General features: G+C 74.2%; 18 protein-coding genes. 4 read left to right on the top strand and 14 right to left on the bottom strand.

The window, feature by feature from the left end:
* Nucleotides 1-2 precede the first annotated feature (2 nt).
* The 6 genes from ACFPZN_RS25750 to ACFPZN_RS25725 form a co-directional block, all read right to left on the bottom strand.
* Nucleotides 3-923: an acyl-CoA desaturase gene (locus ACFPZN_RS25750; protein WP_378284743.1), complete on the bottom strand. Its 921-nt coding sequence runs from the start codon at nt 921-923 to the stop codon at nt 3-5.
* On the bottom strand, nt 920-2,731 hold the full coding sequence (locus ACFPZN_RS25745) for a fatty acyl-AMP ligase (protein WP_378284741.1): 1,812 nt from the start codon (nt 2,729-2,731) through the stop codon (nt 920-922). The genes ACFPZN_RS25750 and ACFPZN_RS25745 overlap by 4 nt, the downstream gene beginning before the upstream one ends.
* Nucleotides 2,732-2,926: 195 nt before the next feature.
* Nucleotides 2,927-3,748: an acyl-CoA thioesterase domain-containing protein gene (locus ACFPZN_RS25740; RefSeq protein ID WP_378284739.1), complete on the bottom strand. Its 822-nt coding sequence runs from the start codon at nt 3,746-3,748 to the stop codon at nt 2,927-2,929.
* An 81-nt stretch (nt 3,749-3,829) separates the two neighbouring features.
* The gene (locus ACFPZN_RS25735; RefSeq protein ID WP_378284738.1) at nt 3,830-4,987 is read right to left on the bottom strand and encodes a PucR family transcriptional regulator; all 1,158 of its coding nucleotides are present in this window, start codon (nt 4,985-4,987) and stop codon (nt 3,830-3,832) included.
* Between the two features lie 1,041 nt (nt 4,988-6,028).
* Entirely contained in the window at nt 6,029-6,670 is a 642-nt protein-coding gene (locus ACFPZN_RS25730) for a TetR/AcrR family transcriptional regulator (RefSeq protein ID WP_378284737.1), read from the bottom strand.
* 177 nt (nt 6,671-6,847) lie between these two features.
* A complete protein-coding gene (locus tag ACFPZN_RS25725) occupies nt 6,848-8,410 on the bottom strand; it encodes an FAD-binding oxidoreductase (protein ID WP_378284736.1) in 1,563 nt (520 codons plus the stop codon).
* A gap of 313 nt (nt 8,411-8,723) precedes the next feature.
* On the opposite strand from ACFPZN_RS25725, the gene argG reads away from it, so the two are divergent.
* The gene (gene argG, locus ACFPZN_RS25720; protein ID WP_378284734.1) at nt 8,724-10,175 is read left to right on the top strand and encodes an argininosuccinate synthase; all 1,452 of its coding nucleotides are present in this window, start codon (nt 8,724-8,726) and stop codon (nt 10,173-10,175) included.
* A gap of 18 nt (nt 10,176-10,193) precedes the next feature.
* Here the strand turns inward: argG and nhaA are convergent, their stop codons facing one another.
* The 4 genes from nhaA to ACFPZN_RS25700 form a co-directional block, all read right to left on the bottom strand.
* Nucleotides 10,194-12,026 carry a Na+/H+ antiporter NhaA gene (gene nhaA / locus ACFPZN_RS25715; protein ID WP_378284733.1) on the bottom strand — a complete coding sequence of 611 codons (1,833 nt, stop codon included), beginning with the start codon at nt 12,024-12,026 and terminating at the stop codon, nt 10,194-10,196.
* A 72-nt stretch (nt 12,027-12,098) separates the two neighbouring features.
* Entirely contained in the window at nt 12,099-14,144 is a 2,046-nt protein-coding gene (locus tag ACFPZN_RS25710; RefSeq protein WP_378284732.1) for a protein kinase domain-containing protein, read from the bottom strand.
* Between the two features lie 42 nt (nt 14,145-14,186).
* Nucleotides 14,187-16,271: a protein kinase domain-containing protein gene (locus ACFPZN_RS25705; protein ID WP_378284731.1), complete on the bottom strand. Its 2,085-nt coding sequence runs from the start codon at nt 16,269-16,271 to the stop codon at nt 14,187-14,189.
* Nucleotides 16,272-16,455: 184 nt separating this feature from the next.
* Nucleotides 16,456-17,085, bottom strand: coding sequence for an FMN-dependent NADH-azoreductase (locus ACFPZN_RS25700; RefSeq protein WP_378284730.1), 630 nt, complete (start codon nt 17,083-17,085; stop codon nt 16,456-16,458).
* Nucleotides 17,086-17,187: 102 nt separating this feature from the next.
* Between ACFPZN_RS25700 and ACFPZN_RS25695 the strand changes: the two genes are divergently transcribed.
* From ACFPZN_RS25695 to ACFPZN_RS25685, 3 genes are all read left to right on the top strand, one after another.
* Nucleotides 17,188-17,796 carry a TetR/AcrR family transcriptional regulator gene (locus ACFPZN_RS25695; protein WP_378284729.1) on the top strand — a complete coding sequence of 203 codons (609 nt, stop codon included), beginning with the start codon at nt 17,188-17,190 and terminating at the stop codon, nt 17,794-17,796.
* Nucleotides 17,797-17,877: 81 nt separating this feature from the next.
* On the top strand, nt 17,878-18,189 hold the full coding sequence (locus tag ACFPZN_RS25690) for an alcohol dehydrogenase catalytic domain-containing protein (protein ID WP_378284728.1): 312 nt from the start codon (nt 17,878-17,880) through the stop codon (nt 18,187-18,189).
* Complete coding sequence (locus ACFPZN_RS25685; protein ID WP_378284727.1) at nt 18,174-18,716, top strand: zinc-binding dehydrogenase; 543 nt, start codon at nt 18,174-18,176, stop codon at nt 18,714-18,716. The genes ACFPZN_RS25690 and ACFPZN_RS25685 overlap by 16 nt, the downstream gene beginning before the upstream one ends.
* 18 nt (nt 18,717-18,734) lie before the next feature.
* Here ACFPZN_RS25685 and ACFPZN_RS25680 read toward each other — a convergent pair whose 3' ends face one another.
* The 4 genes from ACFPZN_RS25680 to ACFPZN_RS25665 all read right to left on the bottom strand — a co-directional run bounded on the left by ACFPZN_RS25680 (nt 18,735) and on the right by ACFPZN_RS25665 (nt 21,244).
* Complete coding sequence (locus ACFPZN_RS25680) at nt 18,735-19,646, bottom strand: TauD/TfdA dioxygenase family protein (RefSeq protein ID WP_378284726.1); 912 nt, start codon at nt 19,644-19,646, stop codon at nt 18,735-18,737.
* A gap of 103 nt (nt 19,647-19,749) precedes the next feature.
* The gene (locus ACFPZN_RS25675) at nt 19,750-19,977 is read right to left on the bottom strand and encodes a hypothetical protein (protein ID WP_378284725.1); all 228 of its coding nucleotides are present in this window, start codon (nt 19,975-19,977) and stop codon (nt 19,750-19,752) included.
* A gap of 26 nt (nt 19,978-20,003) precedes the next feature.
* On the bottom strand, nt 20,004-20,699 hold the full coding sequence (locus ACFPZN_RS25670) for an SGNH/GDSL hydrolase family protein (RefSeq protein ID WP_378284724.1): 696 nt from the start codon (nt 20,697-20,699) through the stop codon (nt 20,004-20,006).
* The gene (locus ACFPZN_RS25665) at nt 20,696-21,244 is read right to left on the bottom strand and encodes a TetR/AcrR family transcriptional regulator (protein WP_378284723.1); all 549 of its coding nucleotides are present in this window, start codon (nt 21,242-21,244) and stop codon (nt 20,696-20,698) included. The genes ACFPZN_RS25670 and ACFPZN_RS25665 overlap by 4 nt, the downstream gene beginning before the upstream one ends.
* Between the last annotated feature and the right edge of the window lie 7 nt (nt 21,245-21,251).

Below are 21,251 nucleotides of genomic sequence, written 5' to 3'. Positions count from 1 at the left end.
AATTACCTCCCCCGGCCGCGTCGGCCGGCGTGCTTGGGGTAGCGAACGTCGGACACCAGGCCCGCCCGGTCGAGCAGGCCGATGAACGTCCCGGTGATGTCGAGCTGCCAGAACGTGTGGCGGTTGTGGGCGAGCGACGGCCTGGCGTGGTGGTTGTTGTGCCAGGCCCCGCCGACCGAGAGCGGTGCCATGGGCGCGACGTTGCGGCTGTTGTCCCGCGTCCGGTAGGGACGGTTCCCCAGGGTGTGGCCGATCGAGTTGACCCCCCAGGTGACCTGGTCGAGCAGGAAGATCCGGGCCAGTCCGCCCCACAGCAGCCCGCCGACGGCCCCGCCGAGGCTCCAGGTGAGCAGGCCGCCGAGCGCCGCGGGCACGGCGAGCCCGAGCAGCACCCACACGAAGTACAGCTCGTTGATCTTCATGACGGTGCGGTCGGCCAGCAGGTCGGGGACGTGCCGGCTCCAGTTCGCGCGCCGCACCGTGAACAGCCATCCGACGTGCCCGTGCCAGAGGCCGCGGACCCTGGCCAGCCGGCCGGTCCCGATCGGCCGCGGCGAGTGCGGGTCGCGGTCGGTGTCGGTGAACGCGTGGTGGATGCGGTGCGTGGCGACCCAGAACACGATCGGCCCCTGGGCGGCCATGCTCCCCGCCACCCCCCACAGGGCGGTGACGACGGGCCGCGCCGCGAACGCGCGGTGGGAGAAGAAGCGGTGCAGGCCGCCCTCGACGCCGATCGCGGTCAGCAGGTACATGCCGCCGAGCAGGACGCCGTCGACCAGCGTGAAGCCGTACACGAAGGAGTACAGCAGCGCGGCGGCGAACCCCGCCGCGGGGACGCAGACGGTGACGTAGGCCAGGCGGCGGGCCGAGGCGTCGCCGTCGGCGGCCGGCGCCGCGGGCGAGCCGGTCAGTTCGACGGTCATCCCTTCGCCTCCCCCGCCGCGGCCAGCGCGCCGGCCGCACCGGTCGTGCCGGTCCGCGAGCCGTCCCGGACCGGGGCCAGTTCCTTCAGCGAGCCCCGCTCGTACGCCTCCCGGGTCGCGTTGCGGCGCACCTTCCCGCTGGTGGTGGTGGGCACCGTCCCGGGCGGTCCGAGGTGGACGCGGGCCGGGCGCACGGCGTGGTCGGCCGTCACCGCGGCGACGACCGCCTCGCGCACCGCGGCCAGGTCCTCGGCGCTGCGCCGGCCCGCGCGGCGGAACTCGCCGACGACCACCAACTCCTCCCCGCGGCCCTCGGGCCGGACGGAGAACGCGGCCGCCTTGCGCAGCCCGTCGTGCGCGGCGAGCGCGGAGACCTCGATGTCCTGGGGGTAGAGGTTGCGTCCGGCGATGATGACGACGTCCTTGAGGCGGCCGGTGACGTACAACTCCCCGTCGAGCAGGAAGCCGGCGTCGCCGGTGCGCAGGTAGGCTCCGCCGTCCGCGTCTTCGTCCGTCTCGCCGTCGTCGCCGGAGGGGCGCGCCCCGAAGGTCGCGGCGGTCGCCTCGGGCTTGCCGAAGTAGCCCTCCGCGACGTTGGGCCCGCGGACCCAGATCTCCCCGACCCTGCCCTCCGGGAGGGGGCTCATGGTCTCGGGGTCGGTGACGAGGACCTCGTGGCCGTGGGCGACGGCGCCGCAGCTCACGACCTCGGTCGCCCCGCCGGCGCCCGGCGCGGTGACCTCCACGGTCCCCCGCTCCAGGGCCGGCTTGCCGACCCAGGCGGTCCGCACCGTCGTCCCGTCGGGCTTCCCGGACACGAAGAGGGTCGCCTCGGCCATCCCGTAGCAGGGGATGAGCGCCGACTCCCGGTAGCCGAAGGCGGCGAACCGCTCCCGGAACCGGTCCAGCGTGCTCCTGAGCACCGGCTCGGCGCCGCAGTAGAGCTGCCGCAGGGTGCTCAGGTCCAGGTCCGCGAGCTCGTCGTCGGCGATGGAGTCGACGCACATGTCGAACGCGAAGTTCGGGGCCACCGAGATGGTGACCTCGTGCTCGGTCACCGCCCGCAGCCAGCGCACCGGCTGCTGCACGAAATGCACCGGCGACATCATCACCAGCGGCCAGCCCCCGTGCAGGGCCAGCATGATCGTGCCCATCAGGCCCATGTCGTGGTAGGGCGGGAGCCAGGAAAGGCCCGTCCGGGCGGAATCGGCGCCCATGCTGTGATGCAGCGCCTCGCAGTTGCTGACCAGATTGTCGTGGGTCAGCACGATCCCTTTCGGATCCCCCGTGGAACCCGAGGTGTACTGCAGCAGCGCGGGCTCGGAATGGCGCACCGGAAATGCGCCGGGCCCGCTCTTCCCGCGGAAGAAGCCGTCGTCGACGAACAGCCACCGCACGGCGCGGGCCGCGGGGGGCAGCCGCCGCACGAGCTCGTCCGCCTCCGTCTCCAGCCATCCGGAGACGATCACGACGTCGGGCGAGCAGTCCGCGATGATCGAGAGGAACCGTTCGGTCGCACGCTTCCCGACCGGCGGGAACGACGGCACCGCGGTGGCGCCGGCCCCCAGGATGCCGAACAGCGCGGCCACGTAGTGCAGTCCGGGGTCCACCGCCAGCACCACCCGCCGCCCGCCGGTCCCCTCCAGCCCGGCGGCCACGATCCCGGCGTGCGCGGCCAGGTCGTGGTAGGTCCAGTCAATGCTCTGGTCACGTGTTCCGTCGGCCAGGAAACGGAACGCGAGCGCATCGCCCTGTTCCTGTGACCTGATCCGGAGAACGTCGGGCAACGGAATCTCGGAATAGTCCATCAGCCGTCCCTGCGAGCAGTTCAGCCGCCGTCAACAGCTCCGGACAATTCCACGGGTATCGGGCACGGTCAATGAAAAGCGGTGCGCCCCGGGCGAATCATGTGCGCGTGAACAGATGGGGCCCGCCGATTGTGCGGCGGCACACCCCCGGGCCGGGCCCGGAGGGGCGTGCCGCCGCGTTGCCGGGAGCCGGTGTCAGGTGCCGCGCAGGAGCCGGAGCTGGTGCGCGGAGCCCAGATGGGCGCCCGAGGGGTCCCAGGCGTCGACGGTCTCCTCGTTCCAGCCGCTCGCGCCGGCGCTGCGCGTACGGGCGCGCAGCAGCACCCAGGGCGAGCTCGCCGCCGCCAGGCCGTCGCCGGGACGCACGGTCAGCTCGACGGTCGGGATGAGGCGCAGGCCGGTCAGCATAGCGGCGTAGGCGGGGGCGAGGGCGTCCATGAGAAGGATGAGGCGGTGGACGTCCGGCGGGTCGTCGTCCTCCAGGAGCCGGACCCAGGCGGTCAGCTCGGGCTCGGCGCCGCCCGCGTAGGGGCGGTTCGGCCCGACCGGGCGGATCTGCCAGAACTGCGAGATGGGCACGAACTCCGGCGGGATCTGGAAGATCTCGCACTCCGGCGGGGGCGGCGCGGCGGGCGGCGGCGGGGCCAGGACCGGACCGTCCACCGGACGGGGCTCGGCGAAGATCGCCGACGCGTCGACCTGCGGCCCCTCCCCCGCGGCCGCACCGCCCGCGCCGCGGTCGCCGGCGATCGCCTCGGCCGCGAGCGTCGTGACGCGCCCCGGGCGCAGCACCCGGGTGACGATCGAGAACTCGCCGGTGAGCGCGCGGTGCAGCCGCGCGGAGGCGCTGCGCAGCACGAGCCCGGGGGCGTGCCGCTGCATCGCCGAGGTCAGCAGCGCCAGGGCCAGGCCGCCGTGCAGGCCGCCGAAGCCGCGCAGCGTCTCGTCGGGGACGATCGGACCGTCGTCCGGTGCCCGGAGCAGCACTCCGGGCGGCATGGGCGCGGCGGTCGTCATGGACGCACCGCCCGCAGAGTAGGTTGGATCATCCAACTCACTGTACGGGCAGGCGCGCCCGCGTTCCAGAGGCGGCCCCGGCTACCCGACGCGGCGCACGACGCGGCCCAGGTCGTCCGGGCCCCCGAAATGCCGGAACGCCTCCAGCGCCAGGCCGAGGTCGATCACGGCCCGGGGCGAGGACAGCGACCGCCCGGTGAGCTCCTCGATCCGGCGGAGCCGGTTCAGGACGGTGTTGCGGTGGCAGTGGAGATCGGCGGCGACCTTGGCCACCAGCCCGTCGGCGACCAGCCACGCCTCCAGGGTCTCCAGCAGCAGGTCCCGGCGGCCCGCCTCCAGGGCGAGCACCGGGGCGAGCACCTGGACCTGCAACTCGCGGGCGAGGGCGGGATCGGCGCTCAGCATCGCCACCGGCAGCCGCTCCTCCAGGAACGCCAGCCCCGCGCCGTGGAGGGTGCGCGCCGCCACCTCCGCCTGCGTGCGGGCGCGTCCCAGCGAGGCCAGCCCGGTCGCCGCCGCGCTGATCCCGGTGCGGAAGTCCCCGCCGGACAGCGCGCCGCCCAGGCCGGTGGGTTCCCCCTCGCCCAGCACCGCCACGCCGACCGCCCGCTCCCCGTGCATCCGCCAGATCACCCTCATCCCGTCGGCGAAGGGGACCAGGTCCTCCATCCGCGCCGGCGGGCCGCCCGGCGCGGGCTGCCGGACGATCACCGCGTAGCGCCCCCGCTCCGGGAGGGCGAACGCGCGGGCGACCGTGGCCGCGCTGGACTCGTCGACATCGCCGTTCAGCAGCGTGTCCAGCAGGAAGCCCGCCCAGCGCCGGTCGGTGACGTCCTGCTGCGCGCTGCGCAGCGCGTCGACCGCGATGACCGAGTGCTCGTCGGCGATCCGCCACACGCTCTCGACCAGAGAGACCGACTTCTGGGGATGCAGCCCCTCCTCGAACGCCCACTGCATGCAGGCGGTCGACAGCACCCTCCCGCCGTCGTGGTAGGCCCGGAGCAGGGCGCGCTGCGGCACCCCCTGGCGGGCCCTCCTCGACCCGGTCCGCCGGGGCATGTCGAAGGTCTCGGAGATCTCGGCGGGAGGCATCGGCAGGGCGTCCAGGGCCCGGTGGATCGACTGCGCGATCCACTGCGGCGGCTCCTGGGGCGGTATCGCGCCGCTGCGGTAGGCGTTCTCGCTCCTGCGCAGCGACACCAGGACCTGCTCGGCCAGATCCGGCACGTGGCGCCGCATCGCGCGCTGACATCGGTACAGGAATCGACGGATCTCCGGATCGCCCGGATCGGATGCGCCTCGATCGGCCGGCGGCCCAGGGCGTGCACGGTCGGTCATCGCCTTCCTCTCATTCGGAGAGCGTTCCAAGGCCTGAATTCACACTGCCGAATTCGCGGGAAATCGGCTTGTGCGCAGATCACACCGGTCGAACCGAGAAAAGGCCGAATCGGCCTACGGGGGACCACCGTAAACAGGCGCAACACCGTTGAAACAGCATGGAAACAGATCACGTCCATGCCATGCGGAAGGGCGCCCACCAAAGGACGGCGCGAGCGTCATCGGTCGCCGCCGCTCAATATCGCGTTCGGAACAATGGGCGTTCCTGATCACGTACCGTGACCCGAGAATCACCATCCGAGCCCCCCACGCAACTTGATTGAACGAACTCAAGGTACCACGCGCCCCGCCACCCCAAACAGGCATTTTCGCGCCCCGGTCCAGCCCATTCGACAGCCCGCCACGGGCCTTCAACACAGCTCTCTGACCTGCAAATTCTCACGCCCATCCGGGCCCTGTCCACTGTTGTTGCAGATCACATCGGGACCGTTCCAATTGATCACTCCGGAACAACGCAAGAACATCGGCGGCCACCCATGACCGGCCACCTCCGGCCTCTTGACATCCACCGTCGCGGCTGAGACCGTCAAAAGTTAAGGCGCGACGCCTTCGCATCCCGGAACCCCATTCACGAGGCCTTCGCCCGTTGTTCGGGACAGCAAATCATCGGCCTTTCGACGACCCAGGCCCGGGAGCGCGTCCCCGCCGCCGAGAATCCGCGCCGGTCACGGGAAGTCCTCGACAAAAATCGCCGGCGATCACTGGCAGTCGGTGCCGGACTCCGCCGGGCGCAGATCAGGAAGGCGGGGCGGGCCCCCGCACCGGGAGGACCCGCCGCCCGCGGCGCACGATCAGCGGGCACGCCACCGACACACACGTCGGTTGATCGAAGACGAAGGGCCGCCACCGGTGGCAGCGGCGCGGCGGCCGCGCGGCGCGCTCCTACTCGGCGTCTGGGGCGTCTGCGGCGTCGCCCTCCGCAGCGCCCAGCCCCGTCCACAGCAGCCGCATCGCACCCTCGACCAGCATCTCCTGGGGCATCTCGGGATGACGCTCCCACCACTGCGCCACCCCGTCCAGACCGGTGATGATGAGTTCCACCATCGCCTCGGCGATCGGCTCCCGCGCCTCGACGCCGACCGTGCGGATGTCGCCGGCCAGCAGCGCCACCACCGCCCGGGTGCGCGACTCGCGGATGCCCTGCCGGACGGTGCGGATCTCGGGATCGTCCTCGTCGGTCCGGTCGAACAGCAGCCTGCGCGCGGAGGGCCGGCTGCGCGCGAAGCTGAAATAGGCGTCGATCGTGGACCGCATCCGCTCCCGGGCGGCCCCGGAGCCGGTGATGCGGGCCCCGATGTACTCCACCAGCGCGGCGTTCTGCTCCTGCATGACCGCCAGCAGCAGGACGCGCTTGGACGGGAAGTGGTCGTACAGCACCGTCCGCGCCACGCCGGCCTCCGCGGCGATCTCGCCCAGCGAGGTCGCGTGGTAGCCCTTGCTCGCGAAGATCTCGAGCGCGGCCGCGGTGATGAGCGCCCTGCGGGCCGGCCCGCGCATCCTCGGCTTCGGCGCGGTTTCCGCCACCGTCCCGTCTCCCTCCTCCGTCGGGTCACCCTAACCGACATATGCGTCGGTAAAGGCCGGGCGTCCGGAGGATCACCGCTCGGCCGGCGTCCGCATCCCGCGCCCAAGAGAGCCTCGCACGGGCGCGCGAACCTGTCGATCGCCGCCGAAGGCCGGTCCGGCTTCCGGCGCCGCGGGTCAGCCGGGCCGGACCGACAGGGCGTGATGGAAGACGTCGAGCGGGTCCCATCGGCGCTTGGCCTGCTGGAGGCGGGCGTATCCGGTCTTGTGGTACAGCGCGTGCCAGGGCGTGCCCGAGGTGTTCAGGCGCGGGTCGGCCAGGTCGGCGTCGGGATAGTTGATGAACGCGCCGTCGTCGGCCTCGCCCGCCGGTACGCCGCCGGCGGCGGAGTAGAGCTCGCCGTAGAACCCGCGCATCCAGGCCAGGCTGCGCGCGTCCTCGGCCGGGTCGACCCAGCCGACGAGGAAGCCGACGAGGAAGATCGAGTCCCGGTGCGCCATGGCGGTCGCGTCCTGGGCGACCGCGTTGACGCGCCCGCCGTAGGTGTTGAGGAACATGTGCGCGAAGGCGGGAGCGCCCTCGGCGGACAGGTGGCGGTGGACGATCGCCATCTGCGCGTCGGTGAACCGGCGGCGCCTGAAGGCCGACTTCATCTTGAGGCGGCGCTCGAACGGGCCCTGGTTCCCGGCGGCCTCCTGCGTGGCGGCCGCCAGCCACGGCAGGGTGGACGACCGGCGCTCGGGCCGTGCGCCGTGCCCTCGGGAGAGCGCGTCCACGAGGCCGTCCAGCAGGCGTTCGGCTCCGCCGCCGGCGGCCACCTGGCCTGCGAGGCCGATGCTCCCGGCGGGCTTGGTCTGCAGCGCGAACTCCCCGTAGAGCGGGGCCGCGGCGGTGCCGGGCGCCGAGTTGCGCTCGCCCCATTCCCCCCAGTTGCGCATCAGCCGGACGAAGGTGTCCCGGTCGAGCTGCTCCCACGGCCAGTCCACGGAGTACTTCAGCACGGTCGAGGGCGGGCGGGGCAGCAGCCGGGCGGGGTCGGAGCCGCGCGCGTCCGGGGACCGGAACCAGTACCGGGTGACGATGCCGAAGGTGCCGCCTCCGCCCCCGGTGTGCGCCCACCACAGGTCCCGGTTCGGGTCGGCGGGCTCACGCGTGGCGACCACGCTCGCGACCTTGCCCGACCGTCCGACCACGACGACCTCGACCGCGTACAGGTGGTCGACGGTGAGGCCGTGCAGGCGGCACAGCGCGCCGTAGCCGCCACCGCAGACGTGGCCGCCCGCCCCCACGGAGGGGCAGGTGCCGCCCGGCACGGTCACGCCCCATCCCAGGTACAGCCGCCGGTACACCTCGCCGAGGGTGGCGCCCGCCTCGACCATGAACGCCCTGCGGTGGCGGTCGTAGCCGACCGCCGCCATCGCGGACATGTCGACGATCATGCGTGCCGAGGGGTGGTCCACGAAGCCCTCGAAGCAGTGGCCGCCGCTGCGGACGGTGACGCGCCGCCCGTCCCGGACCGCGTCCTGGACCGCGCGCACCACGGCCTCGGTGGAGGCGACCACCCGGATCTGCTCGGGCTTGGAGGCGAACCGCTTGTTGTAGCCCCGCAGCACCAGCGACCGGTAGCGGGGATCATCGGGGCCGACGGTGACGCTGCCGAAGCCGGCGCCCCGCACCGCTTCCGCCGCCTGGGACGGTGTGGGCCAGGACGCCGCCGCGCCCGCCACGGGTACGGTCACGGCGGCCACGGCACCGCCGCGCAGGACAGTTCTACGGGAGCGTTCGACCACGACGGTCTCCACGGATAGTCGGGTGGGGGCGGCCTGGCATGGTCGGGCCGGAGGCCGTCCTCTCCAGCCCGGCCCACGTCCGTTCGCCGGGGCCCTCAATCTAGGAACGCGCAGGATCCGGGGCCATCGGGCCAACCCCCTTCAAACAAGGGGGGCAGCCGTCTGGCCACGGGGGTTCCCGCCCCCTGGCGAGGTGTGGCGGGAGCCACACCCCGACCGTCGTTTTGCATGATCATGCATAGGTGTGCATATACTTCTACTCATGTCCAAGGTGCTCACCTCCCTGCCTGTCGGTGAACGTGTCGGGATCGCCTTCTCCGGTGGTCTCGACACCTCGGTCGCGGTCGCGTGGATGCGCGAGAAGGGTGCCGTGCCGTGCACCTATACCGCCGACATCGGCCAGTACGACGAGCCCGACATCGCCTCCGTGCCCGGCCGCGCCACGGCGTACGGCGCGGAGATCGCCCGGCTGGTCGACTGCCGGGCCGCCCTCGTGGAGGAGGGGCTCGCGGCCCTGGCCTGCGGAGCGTTCCACATCCGGTCGGGCGGCCGCGCCTACTTCAACACCACGCCGCTCGGGCGCGCGGTCACCGGCACCCTGCTGGTCCGCGCGATGCTCGAGGACGACGTGCAGATCTGGGGCGACGGCTCCACCTTCAAGGGCAACGACATCGAGCGGTTCTACCGGTACGGCCTGCTCGCCAACCCGTCCCTGCGGATCTACAAGCCGTGGCTGGACGCCGACTTCGTCAGCGAGCTCGGCGGCCGCACCGAGATGTCCGAGTGGCTGCTCGCCCGCGATCTGCCCTACCGGGACAGCACCGAGAAGGCCTACTCCACCGACGCGAACATCTGGGGCGCCACCCACGAGGCCAAGGCGCTGGAGCACCTCGACGCGGGCATCGAGATCGTCGACCCGATCATGGGCGCCCGGTTCTGGGACCCCGCCGTCGAGATCCACGCCGAGGACGTGACGATCGGCTTCGAGCAGGGCCGGCCGGTGACGATCAACGGCAAGGAGTTCGCCTCCGCCGTCGACCTGGTCCTGGAGGCCAACGCCGTCGGCGGGCGGCACGGCCTGGGCATGTCCGACCAGATCGAGAACCGCATCATCGAGGCCAAGAGCCGGGGCATCTACGAGGCGCCGGGCATGGCGCTGCTGCACGCGGCCTACGAGCGGCTGGTCAACGCGATCCACAACGAGGACACCCTCGCGGCGTACCACAACGAGGGGCGGCGGCTGGGCAGGCTGCTCTACGAGGGCCGCTGGCTGGACCCGCAGGCCCTGATGCTGCGCGAGTCGCTCCAGCGCTGGGTCGCCGCGGCCGTCACCGGCGAGGTCACCCTGCGGCTGCGGCGCGGCGAGGACTACTCCGTCCTGGACACGACCGGGCCCGCGTTCAGCTACCACCCGGACAAGCTGTCCATGGAGCGGACCGAGGACTCGGCGTTCGGGCCGGTCGACCGCATCGGCCAGCTGACCATGCGCAACCTCGACATCGCCGACTCGCGCGCCAAGCTGGAGCAGTACGCCGGGCTCGGCCTGGTCGGCAGCGCGCAGCCGCCTCTGGTCGGTGCCGCGCAGGCGGCCTCGACCGGGCTGATCGGCGCGATGCCGAAGGGCGGCGCCGAGGCGATCGCGTCCCGCGGGGAGGCCCCCGGGGGCGACGACGAGCTGCTCGACCACGCGGCGATCGAGTCCGGCACCGACTGACGGCCCGGCCGGCGCCGCCTACAGGGCGGCGTCGATCGCGGCGCTCAGGCCGGCGACGTCGTGGGGGCCCTCGTGGCGCTTCCCGTTGACGAAGAACGTGGGGGTGCCGCCGACCCCGCCGCGTTCGCCCCCGTCCCGGTCGGCGTTGACGCGGGCGCGGTGGCGGTCGAGGTCGGCCCAGGCGTTCACGCCGAGGCGCTCGGCGTAGGCCGTCAGGTCCACGTCGGTGAGGGCCAGCTGGTTGGCGAAGAGCACGTCGTGCATCTCCCAGAAGAGCCCCTGGTCGGCGGCGGCCTCCGCGACGATCGCCGCCGAGACCGCGTGCGGGTGGACCTCGCGCAGCGGGAAGTGGCGGAACACGAACCGCAGGCCGTCGCCGTACCGCTCCCGGACCCGCCTGATCGCCTCCTCGGCGCGCCCGCAGTACGGGCACTCGAAGTCGCCGTACTCGATCAGCGTGACCGGGGCGTCGGCGGGCCCCAGCACGTGGTCGCGCGCGGTGACCGGCGGCGGCGGGACGAGCTCGGCCTCGGGGACCGCGACCGCGCCCGGCGGGGCGCAGACGGCGCCGCGGTCCCAGGCCGCCCGGAAGATCGCCCAGCCGCACACCGCGGCCAGCAGCGACCCCGCGATAATGCCGATCTTGGCCTGGGTCTGCAGCGCGGCGTCGCCGGAGAACGCCAGGTCGGTGATGAACAGCGAGACGGTGAAGCCGATGCCCGACACCGCGGCGCCGCCGAGCACCTGCCCCCACACCAGGCCGCCGGGCAGGTCCCCCAGGTTCAGCCGCAGCGGGATCCAGGTGCCCAGCGCGATCCCGGCGAACTTGCCCAGCACCAGGCCGGCGATGATGCCGTGGGTCACCGGTGAGCCGGCCGCGGCCCGCAGGTTCTCGGCGTTCAGCACCACCCCGGCGTTGGCCAGCGCGAAGATCGGGACGATCACGTGGCTGGTCCAGGGGTGCAGCCGCAGCTGGAGCCGCTCGTTGATCGACACCGTCCGCTGGACCGTGCGGGTGGCCTGGCGCTCCAGCTCGGCGCTGGGCGCGCGCGACAGCGCCTGAACGATCTCCCCAGCCTCCAGCAGCCTGGTCTCGCTCGGCCCGTACACCGCCACCAGGATGCCCAGCAGCACCCCGGCCAGCGTCGGGTGCACGCCGCTCTCCAGCATCGCCGCCCAGACCCCGGCGCCGAGCACCGCGTACACGGACGCGCGCCAGATCCGCAGCCGCCGCAGCAGCATGATCAGCGCGATCAGCGCCAGGGCGGCCAGCAGCGCGGGCACCGACAGGCCGGCGGTGTAGAAGACCGCGACCACCAGGATCGCGACGACGTCGTCGACGACCGAGAGCGTCAGCAGGAACACCCGGAGCTGTTCGGGGCAGCGGGTGCCGAGCACCGCCAGCAGCCCCAGCACGAACGCGGTGTCGCTGGCCATCGGGATGCCCCAGCCGCCCGCGCCGGGGCCGCCCGCGTTCACCGCCGTGTAGACCAGCGCGGGCACGAGCATGCCGCCGAGCGCCGCCACGATCGGCACCGCGACCAGCCGCCGGTCGCGCAGCCGGCCGACCTTCAGCTCCCGGCTGATCTCCAGGCCGATGACGAAGAAGAACAGCGCCATCAGCCCGTCGTTGACCCACTCCCGCAGGTCCAGCGAGAAGCCGTGGTCGCCGAGCCACACCGCCAGCTGGGTGTGCCAGAAGGTCTCGTAGGAGTTCCCGAACGGCAGGTTCGCCCACACCAGCCCGGTCACCGTGGCCGCCAGCAGCACACTGGTGCTGCCGGTCTCGGTCCTGAGGAACGAGCGCAGTCCTTCCGGCAGCCCTCGCGCGGCAACGGATCTCTCGGTCACACACCGGATGGTGTCAGATACACCGCGTGGTCACCCGCAGGCCGCGCCCGGTGCGCGCGCCCGCCTCGTTCCTCAGGTGATCGTGAAGGCGAGCAGGTCGGTGTGGTGCGCCGCGAAGACCATGCCGGGCGCGGCGGTGAGGATCCAGGCGCGCCCGCCGTCCGTCTCCGGGGTGGCGCCGACGGTGTGCGGGTGGCGCCAGGCCGGCTCTCCGGTGGCGGCGTCCCATGCGAAGACGCCGCCGTGCACCCCGTCCGGCCGCGGCGAACGGCTCCGCGTCACCCCCGCGAACACCAGGCCAGAGGCGATCACCGGCTTGCTCACCACCCCGGCGGCATCGGCGGGGCTCATCCAGCGTGACCGGCCGGTCGCCGCGTCGAGGGAGAACGGCGTGCCCCCGGCGAAGCCGTAGAGCGCTCCTCCGGACACGGCGATCTCATAGGCCCGCTTCGCGGTGCTGTAGGTCCAGCGTTCGCGGCCGGTCGCGGCATCGAGCGCGTGCACGCCCCGCGCGTCGGTGAGGTAGACGGCGTTCCCGGCCGCGACCGGGGGTCCCGCTGCGTCGGTGGCCTGGTACTCCCACCTGACGGTGCCGGCGGTCAGGTCGAGGGCCACCAGCCGGCCGCGCCTGTCGTGCAGGAACAGCACGTTCCCGGCCTGGACGGCGTTGTGGACGCCCCTGACGGGAATGGTGCGCCGTACGGTGCCGTCGGCGAGGTTGGCGGCGACGAGGAACTGGTCCCTGATGTCGGAGGACGGGTCCGCCTCGAACGTCGGCCCCAGCGTCATGAGGAAGGAGCCGTCCCCCGCCCCGAGGAGACCGTGCAGGACCCTGCCCTCCGGGGCCTCGTACAGGCGGCGCGCGGCTCCTCGCGCGGGATCGACCGCCAGGACGGCCCCCGAGACCATCACCAGCACGGACGAGGGTCTCGCCACGATGGGCGTCTCCTGGTCGCCTCCGGCGGCGAAACTCCAGAGGCGCCTGCCGGTCCCGGCGTCGACGGCGTGCAGGGCCTCTCCGTCCCGGTAGAGGAACCGGCCGCCCACCGCGGTCCCCGCCCGGGTGAAGGCGTCCGCCGAGCGCAGGCTCCACCGTTGCCGCACCCGGTCGCCGCGCCGGCCCCGGGCCGCCCACAGTGCCGCCCCGCCGCCGGCCGCCGCCACGCCCGCGCCCGCCAGAGCGGCGGCGACGAACGCCCGCCGGCCGGGGCGGCCCGGGCGACCGGCAACGCGGGTCCGTCCGCGGTCGAGCAGCGTCACCAGCTGCGTCTCGCGGGCCTCGATCTCGCCGTTCAGCGGGCCGGGGCCGGTCCACGCCGCCGCGGGGACGGGGGCGTCGATCAGCTCCGCCGGGAGGGGGCGGCGGCGCGGATCCTTGTCGAGGCAGGCCGCGATGACCTCCCGCAGCTCGCCGGGCACGCCGGCGAGGTCCGGGGACCGGTGCACGACCCGGTGCAGCAGCGCCGGCGCCGGCCCCGTCCCGAACGGCCCCCGGCCGGTCGCGGCGAAGACCAGCACGGCGCCGAGGGCGAAGACGTCGCCGGGCGGTCCGGTCTCGCCGCCGGTCGCCTGCTCGGGGGACATGTATCCGGCCGAGCCGACGAGGACCCCGGTGGCCGTCAGCGTCGTGGCGTCCGCGGCGCGGGCGATGCCGAAGTCGATGATCCTGGGGCCGTCGCCGGCGAGCAGGACGTTGGAGGGCTTGAGGTCGCGGTGCACCAGCCCGGCGGCGTGGACGGACGCCAGCGCCTCGGCCAGCCCCGCCGCCAGGCCGCGCAGCGTCCCGGACGGCAGCGGGCCGTGGACGTCCACGGCCTCCTGCAGCGACGGCCCGGCGACGTACGCGGTCGCCAGCCACGGCGGGTCCGCGGCGGTGCCGGCGTCCAGCACCGGGCAGGTGAAGGCGCCGCCGACCCTGCGCGCCGCGGCGACCTCCCGCGCGAAGCGGGCGCGGAAGCCGGGATCGTCGGCCAGCGCGGGGCGGATCACCTTCACCGCGACCGCCCGGCCTCCGCGGGATCGGGCGAGGTACACGATGCCCATGCCGCCCGCGCCCAGCCGGGCGAGCGGGCGGTACGGGCCGATCTCCCGGGGGTCGGCCGGTTCGAGGGGCTGCAACGTCGGCACTCCTGGTCGGGGCGGGCTGGTCGGGGCGGGCCTTCAGCCGCGGAAGGCGTGCAGGCGGACGCCGTCGTAGGCGAAGACGGTCGTGGTCGTGGCGGCGAGTCTCCAGTTCGTGCCGCGGTCGCCGGACGTCTGGAGGGTCCACCGGACCGCGCCGTCCTCGGCGTCCAGGACGGCGAAGCCGGCGGACGTGCGGTACCGGTCGAAGTTCACGGCCACCAGCGCCGCCGACAGGGCCGGGGCGTGGCCGGAGTCGGTGGCGAGCGCCGCGGGCCCCGGCGTGTGCCAGCGCCGGGCGCCGGTGGCCGGGTCGAGCGCGACGACGCCGTCGGCCATGGCGCAGCACAGCACGCCGCCCGCGAGCGCGACGGCACCGGTCGGACCGCCCGTGATCCGGGCGGTCCATCGCCGTCGTCCGGTGACCTCGTGGGCCGCCACGCCCTCGGGCGTGGCGGTGAACAGCAAGCCGCCGGACCGGATCACCCGGGGTCTGCGGTTCGCAGGGTACGGCGCCCGCCACCGCTCGCGGCCGTCGTCCAGGGCGAGCGCGTACAGGGCGGCCTCGTCGCGGACGTAGCAGGCGTCCGGGCCGAGGATCAGGGCGTGGACGTCTCCGGCCAGGCCCTTCCTCCAGAGGGCACGGCGCCGCCGGGTGTCGAAGAGGTTCGCGGTGTACGGGTCGCCAGGGCCGTCGCCGCTCGCCAGGAAGCAGAGCAGGTCGCCGGTCCAGCCGATGATCTGGAACGCGGGGAGGAGGGCGTCGTCCTCGACGGTACGCCGCCGGCGGCCGGTGGCCGCGTCGAGGACATGCACGGCGCCGCCCGTGCCGCGGACGTGGAACTCCGATCCGGCCACGTCGGCGCGCAGGCCGCCGGTGTCGTACGACCACCTGCGGCGGCCGCTCGACGCGTCGATCGCGTCGAGCCGGTGGCCCGCCAGGTGGACGAGCCCGCCGGTCGTGGTCAGCCCGGCCAAGTCCGACGGCTGGGCGGGGGCGAAGGTCCACAGGGGCCGGGGGCCCGTCCTGGCCCCCACCAGCGAACCCGTGCCGTCCTCGGCCCCGGCGGGGCGCCCCGGGCCGCGGCCGGTTCCGCCGGACGCGCCGATCCTCCAGGCGGCCGCCGCGCCGCCCGCCAGGGCGGTCCCGGCGACTCCGGCGGCGACGGCGATGACGCGGCGCCGGCGCACACCGGCCCGGACCGGCGCGCCGGCCGGTTCCGGCGGCAGGGTCGCGAACTCCGCCAGGCGGCCCTCCCGGTCCGCCAGGTCGGCGCGGATCGCCGGGGACAGCCACGCGGCCGGGTCGGGCGCGGCGCCTCCGGTGAGCAGGTCGAGCAGGTCCTCGGGGCTCGGCCGGTCGGCCGGCGCCTTGGACAGGCACGCGGCCAGGACCGGGCGCAGCGGGCCGGGCACCGCGTCGAGGAGGGGCTCTTGCCGGGCGACCCGGTAGAGCACCGCGTCGGCCGGGCCCGACCCGAACGGCCCCGTCCCGGTCGCCGCGAAGACCAGGACCCCGCCGAGCGAGAACACGTCGCTCGCCGCGGTGATCTCGCCGTTCCCCTCGGCCTGCTCGGGGGACATGAAGGACGGGGTGCCGACGAGCGAGCCGGCGGCGGTCATCGCCGTCGCGTCCGGGACGCGGCTGATGCCGAAGTCGATGACGCGCGGGCCGTCGGCGGTGAGCAGCACGTTGGAGGGTTTCAGGTCCCGGTGGACCAGCCCCGCGCGGTGCACGGCGAGCAGGGCCTCGGCCAGGCCGGCGCCCAGCGACCGGGTACCGGCCTCGTCCAGCGGCCCGTGTCCGCCGACCGCCTCCTGCAGGGAGGGCCCGGCGACGTAGGCCGTGGCCAGCCAGGGCTCCTCCCCGTCGGCGTCGGCGTCCAGCACGGGGGCGGTGAAGGCGCCGTCCACCCTCCGCGCGGCCGCGACCTCGCGGCGGAACCGGGCGCGGAAGCGCGCGTCGCCGGCGAACTCGGGCCGGACGACCTTCACCGCCGCCCAGCGGCCGCCGGGCGAGCGCGCCAGATAGACGCGTCCCATCCCGCCGGATCCGAGCCGGGCCAGCAACCGGTACGACCCCATCCGCACGGGATCGTCGGTCGTCAGCGGCCGCATCGGCATCCCTTCCCCTTCGGCGCGGGCGTCCCGCGTTTCCGTCAGAGAAGATGATCTCGCTCTTTCCGCCCGGCGAGCGCCGCCCGATACCGTCGCCCCTGTCCGCTTCCGGCCTGGGCTCCCTGCCGGAACGGGCAGTGCCCCCGCCGATCCGCCCCGCCGGTGCGCACCGGCGGGGCGGGCAGGGCCGTCAGGCGGCCAGCGCCCGGCCGGCGTCGCGGGCCGCGGTCAGGGCGTCGTTGTGCAGCCGGGCCGCCAGGTCCTTGAGCCCTTCCATGCCGGGCGTGGTGGCGGCCAGAGTGAGCTCGCGCTCGATGACCGTCAGGTCCGCCTCCCAGATGTCGGCCAGGACCCGCCTGAGGTACGGGGTGGAGTGGTCCCATCCCTCGCGCGGGGTCCCGGGGCCGTAGCCGCCGCCGCGCACGGTGACCAGCACGGTGGGCTTGCCCTTCAGCACCGGCGTGGTGGCGCCCGCTCCCGTGATCACCAGGTCGGCCCACGCCTTGAAGTGCTGGGAGACGCCGTAGTTGTAGAGCGGCACGGCCAGGATCACCGCGTCGGCGCCCTCCAGTTCCGAGGCCAGCGCCGACGCGAGGGCCAGGGCCTCGCGCTGGCCGGGGTCGCGGTCGGGCTCGGGCGTGAAGCCGCCCGTCGTGGCCAGCGTCCAGGCGTCGGCGGGCAGCGGGTCGGTGCCCAGGTGGCGGCGCACCACCGGCGCCCCGGGACGGGCCGAGGCCCACTCCGCCTCCACGGTGTCGGCGATCTCGGCGCTGGCGGATGCGCCGGGAAGGATGCTGGCGTCCAGCCGGAACAGGCTCATGGTCGGTCTCTCCTGGAGATAGGCGGGCCGCGGTGCGCGGCACGGTCACAACGATAAGCGGACTTTACCCCGCTTATTATTCCGGGCATAGGATCGGGTCCCGTGGAGCGACTCGACGTCCCCCTGGGACGACCCCGCGGCGAGCGCGCCGACGCCGCGCGCAACCGCCTGCTCCTGCTGGACGCGGCCCGCGAGATGCTCGCCGAGGTCGGCGCGGAGAAGGTCACCATGGACGGCCTGGCCGAGCGGGCGGGCCTGGGCAAGGGCACCGTCTTCCGCCGGTTCGGCACCCGCGCGGGGATCTTCCACGCCCTCCTGGACGAGGACGAGCGCCTCTTCCAGGAGCGCGTGCTCTCCGGCCCGCCGCCGCTCGGGCCCGGAGCCGGCCCGGTCGAACGGCTGGTCGCCTACGGCCGGAGCAGGATCGAATGGCTGCTGGAGCGCCACGCGCTCGCCCGCGCCGCCCTCGACCGCGCCCAGCCCGTCCCCGCCGGGGCGGCCACGCTGTCCCAGCTCCACATCCGCGTCCTGCTGCGGCAGGCCGATCTCGGCCTGGACGACGTCGACGGCCTGGCGCTCCAGCTCACCGGCGCCCTGGAGGGCCCCGTCCTGCTGTACCTGTCGCTGCCGGAGCAGGCCGAGGCCGCACGCGACATCGAGCGGCTCGCCGGCAGCTGGCAGTTCCTCGTGGAACGCGTCTGCCGGGCCTGAGACGGCGTCGCCCGGGATCGGCGCGGGGCCGGTGGATGTGCCGCACGTTACATCCGGCCCGCCGAGGGGAGGAGCACGTCCATGAGCACGATGCGAGCCGTCCAGGTCGTGGGCTACCACCGGGACCTGCGGATGGCCGAGGTGCCCGTCCCCGAGCCCGCGGAACCGTTCGACGTCGTCGTGAAGATCGGCGGCGCGGGGGTGTGCCGGACCGACCTGCACATCCTGGAGGGCCAGTGGGCGGAGAAGAGCGGGGTGGCGCTGCCGTACACGATCGGGCACGAGAACGCCGGGTGGGTGCACGCCGTCGGCCCGGCGGTCACCGGCGTGGCCGAGGGCGACAAGGTGATCGTGCACCCGCTGGTCACCTGCGGGCTGTGCCGCGCCGGCTGACCCCGCGCGACCGGTGCGTGGTCATCGGCGCCGGGGGCCTCGGCCACATCGGCGTCCAGGTGCTCAGGGCGATCGCCCCCGCCGAGCTGATCGTGGTCGACCGGAATCCGGACGCCGTCGAGCTGGCCCGGTCGCTCGGCGCCGACCACGGCGTGGTCGCCGACGGCGGGCAGGTCGAGGCGGTGCTGGACCTCACCGGCGGGCACGGCGCCGAGGTGGTGATCGACTTCGTCGGCGAGGGCGGCTCGACCGCCGAGGGCGTGCGGATGCTGCGCCGCGCGGGCGACTACCACGTGGTCGGGTACGGCGAGGACCTCGTGGTGCCCACGATCGACGTCATCTCCAGCGAGATCGGCTTCATCGGCGACCTCGTCGGGTCCTACAACGATCTGTGCGACCTGATGGCGCTGGCCGCGCGCGGGGCGGTCACCCTGCACACCGCGAAGTACGCGCTCGACGACTTCCGGTCGGCCGTCGACGACCTGGCGGCGGGCCGGATCCGCGGCCGGGCGGTCCTCGTCCCCTGACCGGCGCCGCGTGCGGGATCAGGCCGCCGTCGCGACCGGGGTGTAGTGGGAGGCGTCGTCGCCCTCGACCCGGTAGCTGCGCCGCCCTTCCACGCCGACGGGCACGTCGCCGGCGACGGTGACCCGGTGCAGGCGCCGGGGCAGGTCGCCGTAGTCGTCGGGCGCGTAGTGCTGGGTGATCCGGTTGTCGAACAGCACCAGGTCGCCCGGCGCCCAGGCCCAGCGGAAGATGTTCTCCGGGCGGGTCACGTACGACTCGAGGATGTCGAGGATCGCGCGGCCCTCCCGATCGGACAGGCCGACGATCTTCTGCGCGAAGCCGCCGATGAACAGGTTGCGCTCTCCCGACTCGGGGTGCACCCGCACCACGGGGTGGGCGGTCTTCCAGACGCGCGAGACGAACGCCTTCCGGTGCGCGGCCGCCTTCTCGGGGTCGCTTCCCTCGCTGCCCGGCCGGATGTAGTCGTAGTCGTTGGTGTGCACGGCCCACAGCCGGTCGGCGAAGTCGCGCAGGACGTCCGGGAGGTCCTGGTACGCGGCGGCCGTGTTGGCGATCAGCGTGTTGCCCCCGTAGGGCGGGACGACCACGCTGCGCAGCGTGCTGACCTTGGGCGGCGACTGCACGAAGGTGACGTCGGTGTGCCAGTGGTTGGACCGTCCCGACGCGCTGTCGACCGGGAGGACCTGCGGCGCCCCGTCCACCGACGGCACGGTGGGGTGCGCGCCGGTGAGGGGCCCGAACCGGGACGCGAACGCGAGCTGGTCCGCGTCGGTCAGCTCCTGGCCGCGGAAGCCCAGCACCTTGTGCTCGAGCAGCGCGGCGCGGATCTCGGCGAACACCCGGTCGGACGGCTCGCGCACGTCGACGCCGACGACCTCGGCCCCGATACGGCCGCCGACCTTGCGGACATCGAACTCGGACACTCGCATACCTCTTTCCGGGCTCTCGAAGGCTGGCCGTAGCGAATCACGCCGCCGTCAAGCAAGTCAACTATACCGACAGGATAGATAGGAAATACCCCGCCGCCCCGCACTACCGGATGAGCAGGCCCGCGACGAGGTAGGGCAGGGCGCCGGCGGTGACGCCGGCGAAGACCGCGACGGGCATGGTCTGTGCGCGGCGGGCCGGTGCCGCCGCGCACAGGCCCGCGGCGCCGATCAGGACGGCGAAGATCGCGGTGATGGGCGAGAGCAGGAGCGAGAGCGCTGCGCTCGCGCCGAACGCCAGCAGGCGGGCGCGGCCGGGATGCGCGGACGGCATGGACGAGCTCCCTCTCGGCGGTTCCGTCAGAAGGCGAGGTGGCCGGCGACCGCTCCGGCCCAGCGGCGGTAGCCGGAGGCGGAGGGATGGAAGCGGTCGCGGGCGAAGAAGTCCGGGTCCACGGGCTCGGGCACGATGCCGCCCGAGCCGACCCACGTCGCGCCCGCCCGCTCGCACACCCGCCGGGACACCTCGTCGAGGGCGTCCGCGCGCCGGGCGAGGTAGCGGCCCAGCGCGCCCGGGAGCGACGGGAACGCCTCGAACGGCGGGATCCCGGTGACCGCGACGTGCGCGGCGCGCTCCCCGAGGCCGTCGACGATGGCGGCGAGATCCTCGCCCCACTGGCGCGGGTCGCGCCGGGTGAGCACGTCGTTGACGCCCGCGAGCAGCACGGCGACGTCCAGGCCGCCGCCGAGCCGCGGCAGGAGCCGGTGGCGGATGCGGTGGGCGGTGGCGGTGTTCTGCCCGACCACCTCCCAGGTGACGGGACGGCGGTCGCGGGCGGCGAGCTCGCGGGCCAGGCACCCCGGGAAGCCCTCGTCGTGGGTGCCCACCCCGCACCCGGCGGCGGTCGACTCCCCCAGGACCGCCAGCCGCACGGGCGGGCCGGCCCCCTCCCCCGCCGCGCCTCCGGCCGGGCCGGACGCCTCGGGGAGGCGCTCGGTCCTGGACCGCACCCACAGGCCCTGAACGGCGACGACGGGCATCAGCAGCGCGTTCACGATCTCGCCTCCTCGGCGCGCAGCGCGTCGACGGCCGCGCGGCTCCCCCCGGTCACGTCCACGCCCAGCGCCTGCAGCATCACCACGAGGGCGCCGTTGGCCACGAACCGCGCCATGTCGTCGGGCGCCGCCCCGGTCAGTGCTCCGGCCTCCCGCAGCACGCCGGAGATGAGGGCGCGGCAGCGCGCCGCGACCTCCTCGTCGGCGCGCGCGGCGGCGGACGCCTGCAGCCACAGGCCGGTGACGACCCCGTCGGCGACCAGCTCCCGGAATCCGGCGCCCATCGCCTTGAGCGGGGCGTCCGGGGACGTCGCCGCGGCCCGGCGGAAGACCTCGCGCACCCGGTCCTCCAGCTCGTCCAGGCAGGCCAGGAAGAACGCCTGCTTGCTGCCGAACAGCCGGAACACGTAGGGCTGCGACACCCCGATCTCGTCCGCGACCCGCTGGATCGCCGTCATCGTCAGCCCGTGGTCGGCGAACATCCGCATGCCGGCCGCCGTCGCCTGCGCGCGCCGCTCCGCCGCGCTGGAACGTCTGCCTCCCATGGGCCGA

This window comes from Actinomadura rugatobispora (genome assembly GCF_042656285.1).
Classification (GTDB): domain Bacteria; phylum Actinomycetota; class Actinomycetes; order Streptosporangiales; family Streptosporangiaceae; genus Spirillospora; species Spirillospora rugatobispora.
Note: the sequence above shows the minus strand (reverse complement) of the source record. Positions and strands in the feature narration are given on the sequence as shown.

Bases quoted from the DNA above. Each gene is read 5' to 3' on its own strand.
- ACFPZN_RS25750 (WP_378284743.1), bottom strand. From the start codon at position 923: ATGACCGTCGAACTGACCGGCTCGCCCGCGGCGCCGGCCGCCGACGGC.
- ACFPZN_RS25745 (WP_378284741.1), bottom strand. From the start codon at position 2,731: ATGGACTATTCCGAGATTCCGTTGCCCGACGTTCTCCGGATCAGGTCA.
- ACFPZN_RS25740 (WP_378284739.1), bottom strand. From the start codon at position 3,748: ATGACGACCGCCGCGCCCATGCCGCCCGGAGTGCTGCTCCGGGCACCG.
- ACFPZN_RS25735 (WP_378284738.1), bottom strand. From the start codon at position 4,987: ATGCGGCGCCACGTGCCGGATCTGGCCGAGCAGGTCCTGGTGTCGCTG.
- argG (WP_378284734.1), top strand. From the start codon at position 8,724: ATGTCCAAGGTGCTCACCTCCCTGCCTGTCGGTGAACGTGTCGGGATC.
- ACFPZN_RS25705 (WP_378284731.1), bottom strand. From the start codon at position 16,271: ATGCCGATGCGGCCGCTGACGACCGACGATCCCGTGCGGATGGGGTCG.
- ACFPZN_RS25700 (WP_378284730.1), bottom strand. From the start codon at position 17,085: ATGAGCCTGTTCCGGCTGGACGCCAGCATCCTTCCCGGCGCATCCGCC.
- ACFPZN_RS25690 (WP_378284728.1), top strand. From the start codon at position 17,878: ATGAGCACGATGCGAGCCGTCCAGGTCGTGGGCTACCACCGGGACCTG.
- ACFPZN_RS25680 (WP_378284726.1), bottom strand. From the start codon at position 19,646: ATGCGAGTGTCCGAGTTCGATGTCCGCAAGGTCGGCGGCCGTATCGGG.
- ACFPZN_RS25675 (WP_378284725.1), bottom strand. From the start codon at position 19,977: ATGCCGTCCGCGCATCCCGGCCGCGCCCGCCTGCTGGCGTTCGGCGCG.
- ACFPZN_RS25665 (WP_378284723.1), bottom strand. From the start codon at position 21,244: ATGGGAGGCAGACGTTCCAGCGCGGCGGAGCGGCGCGCGCAGGCGACG.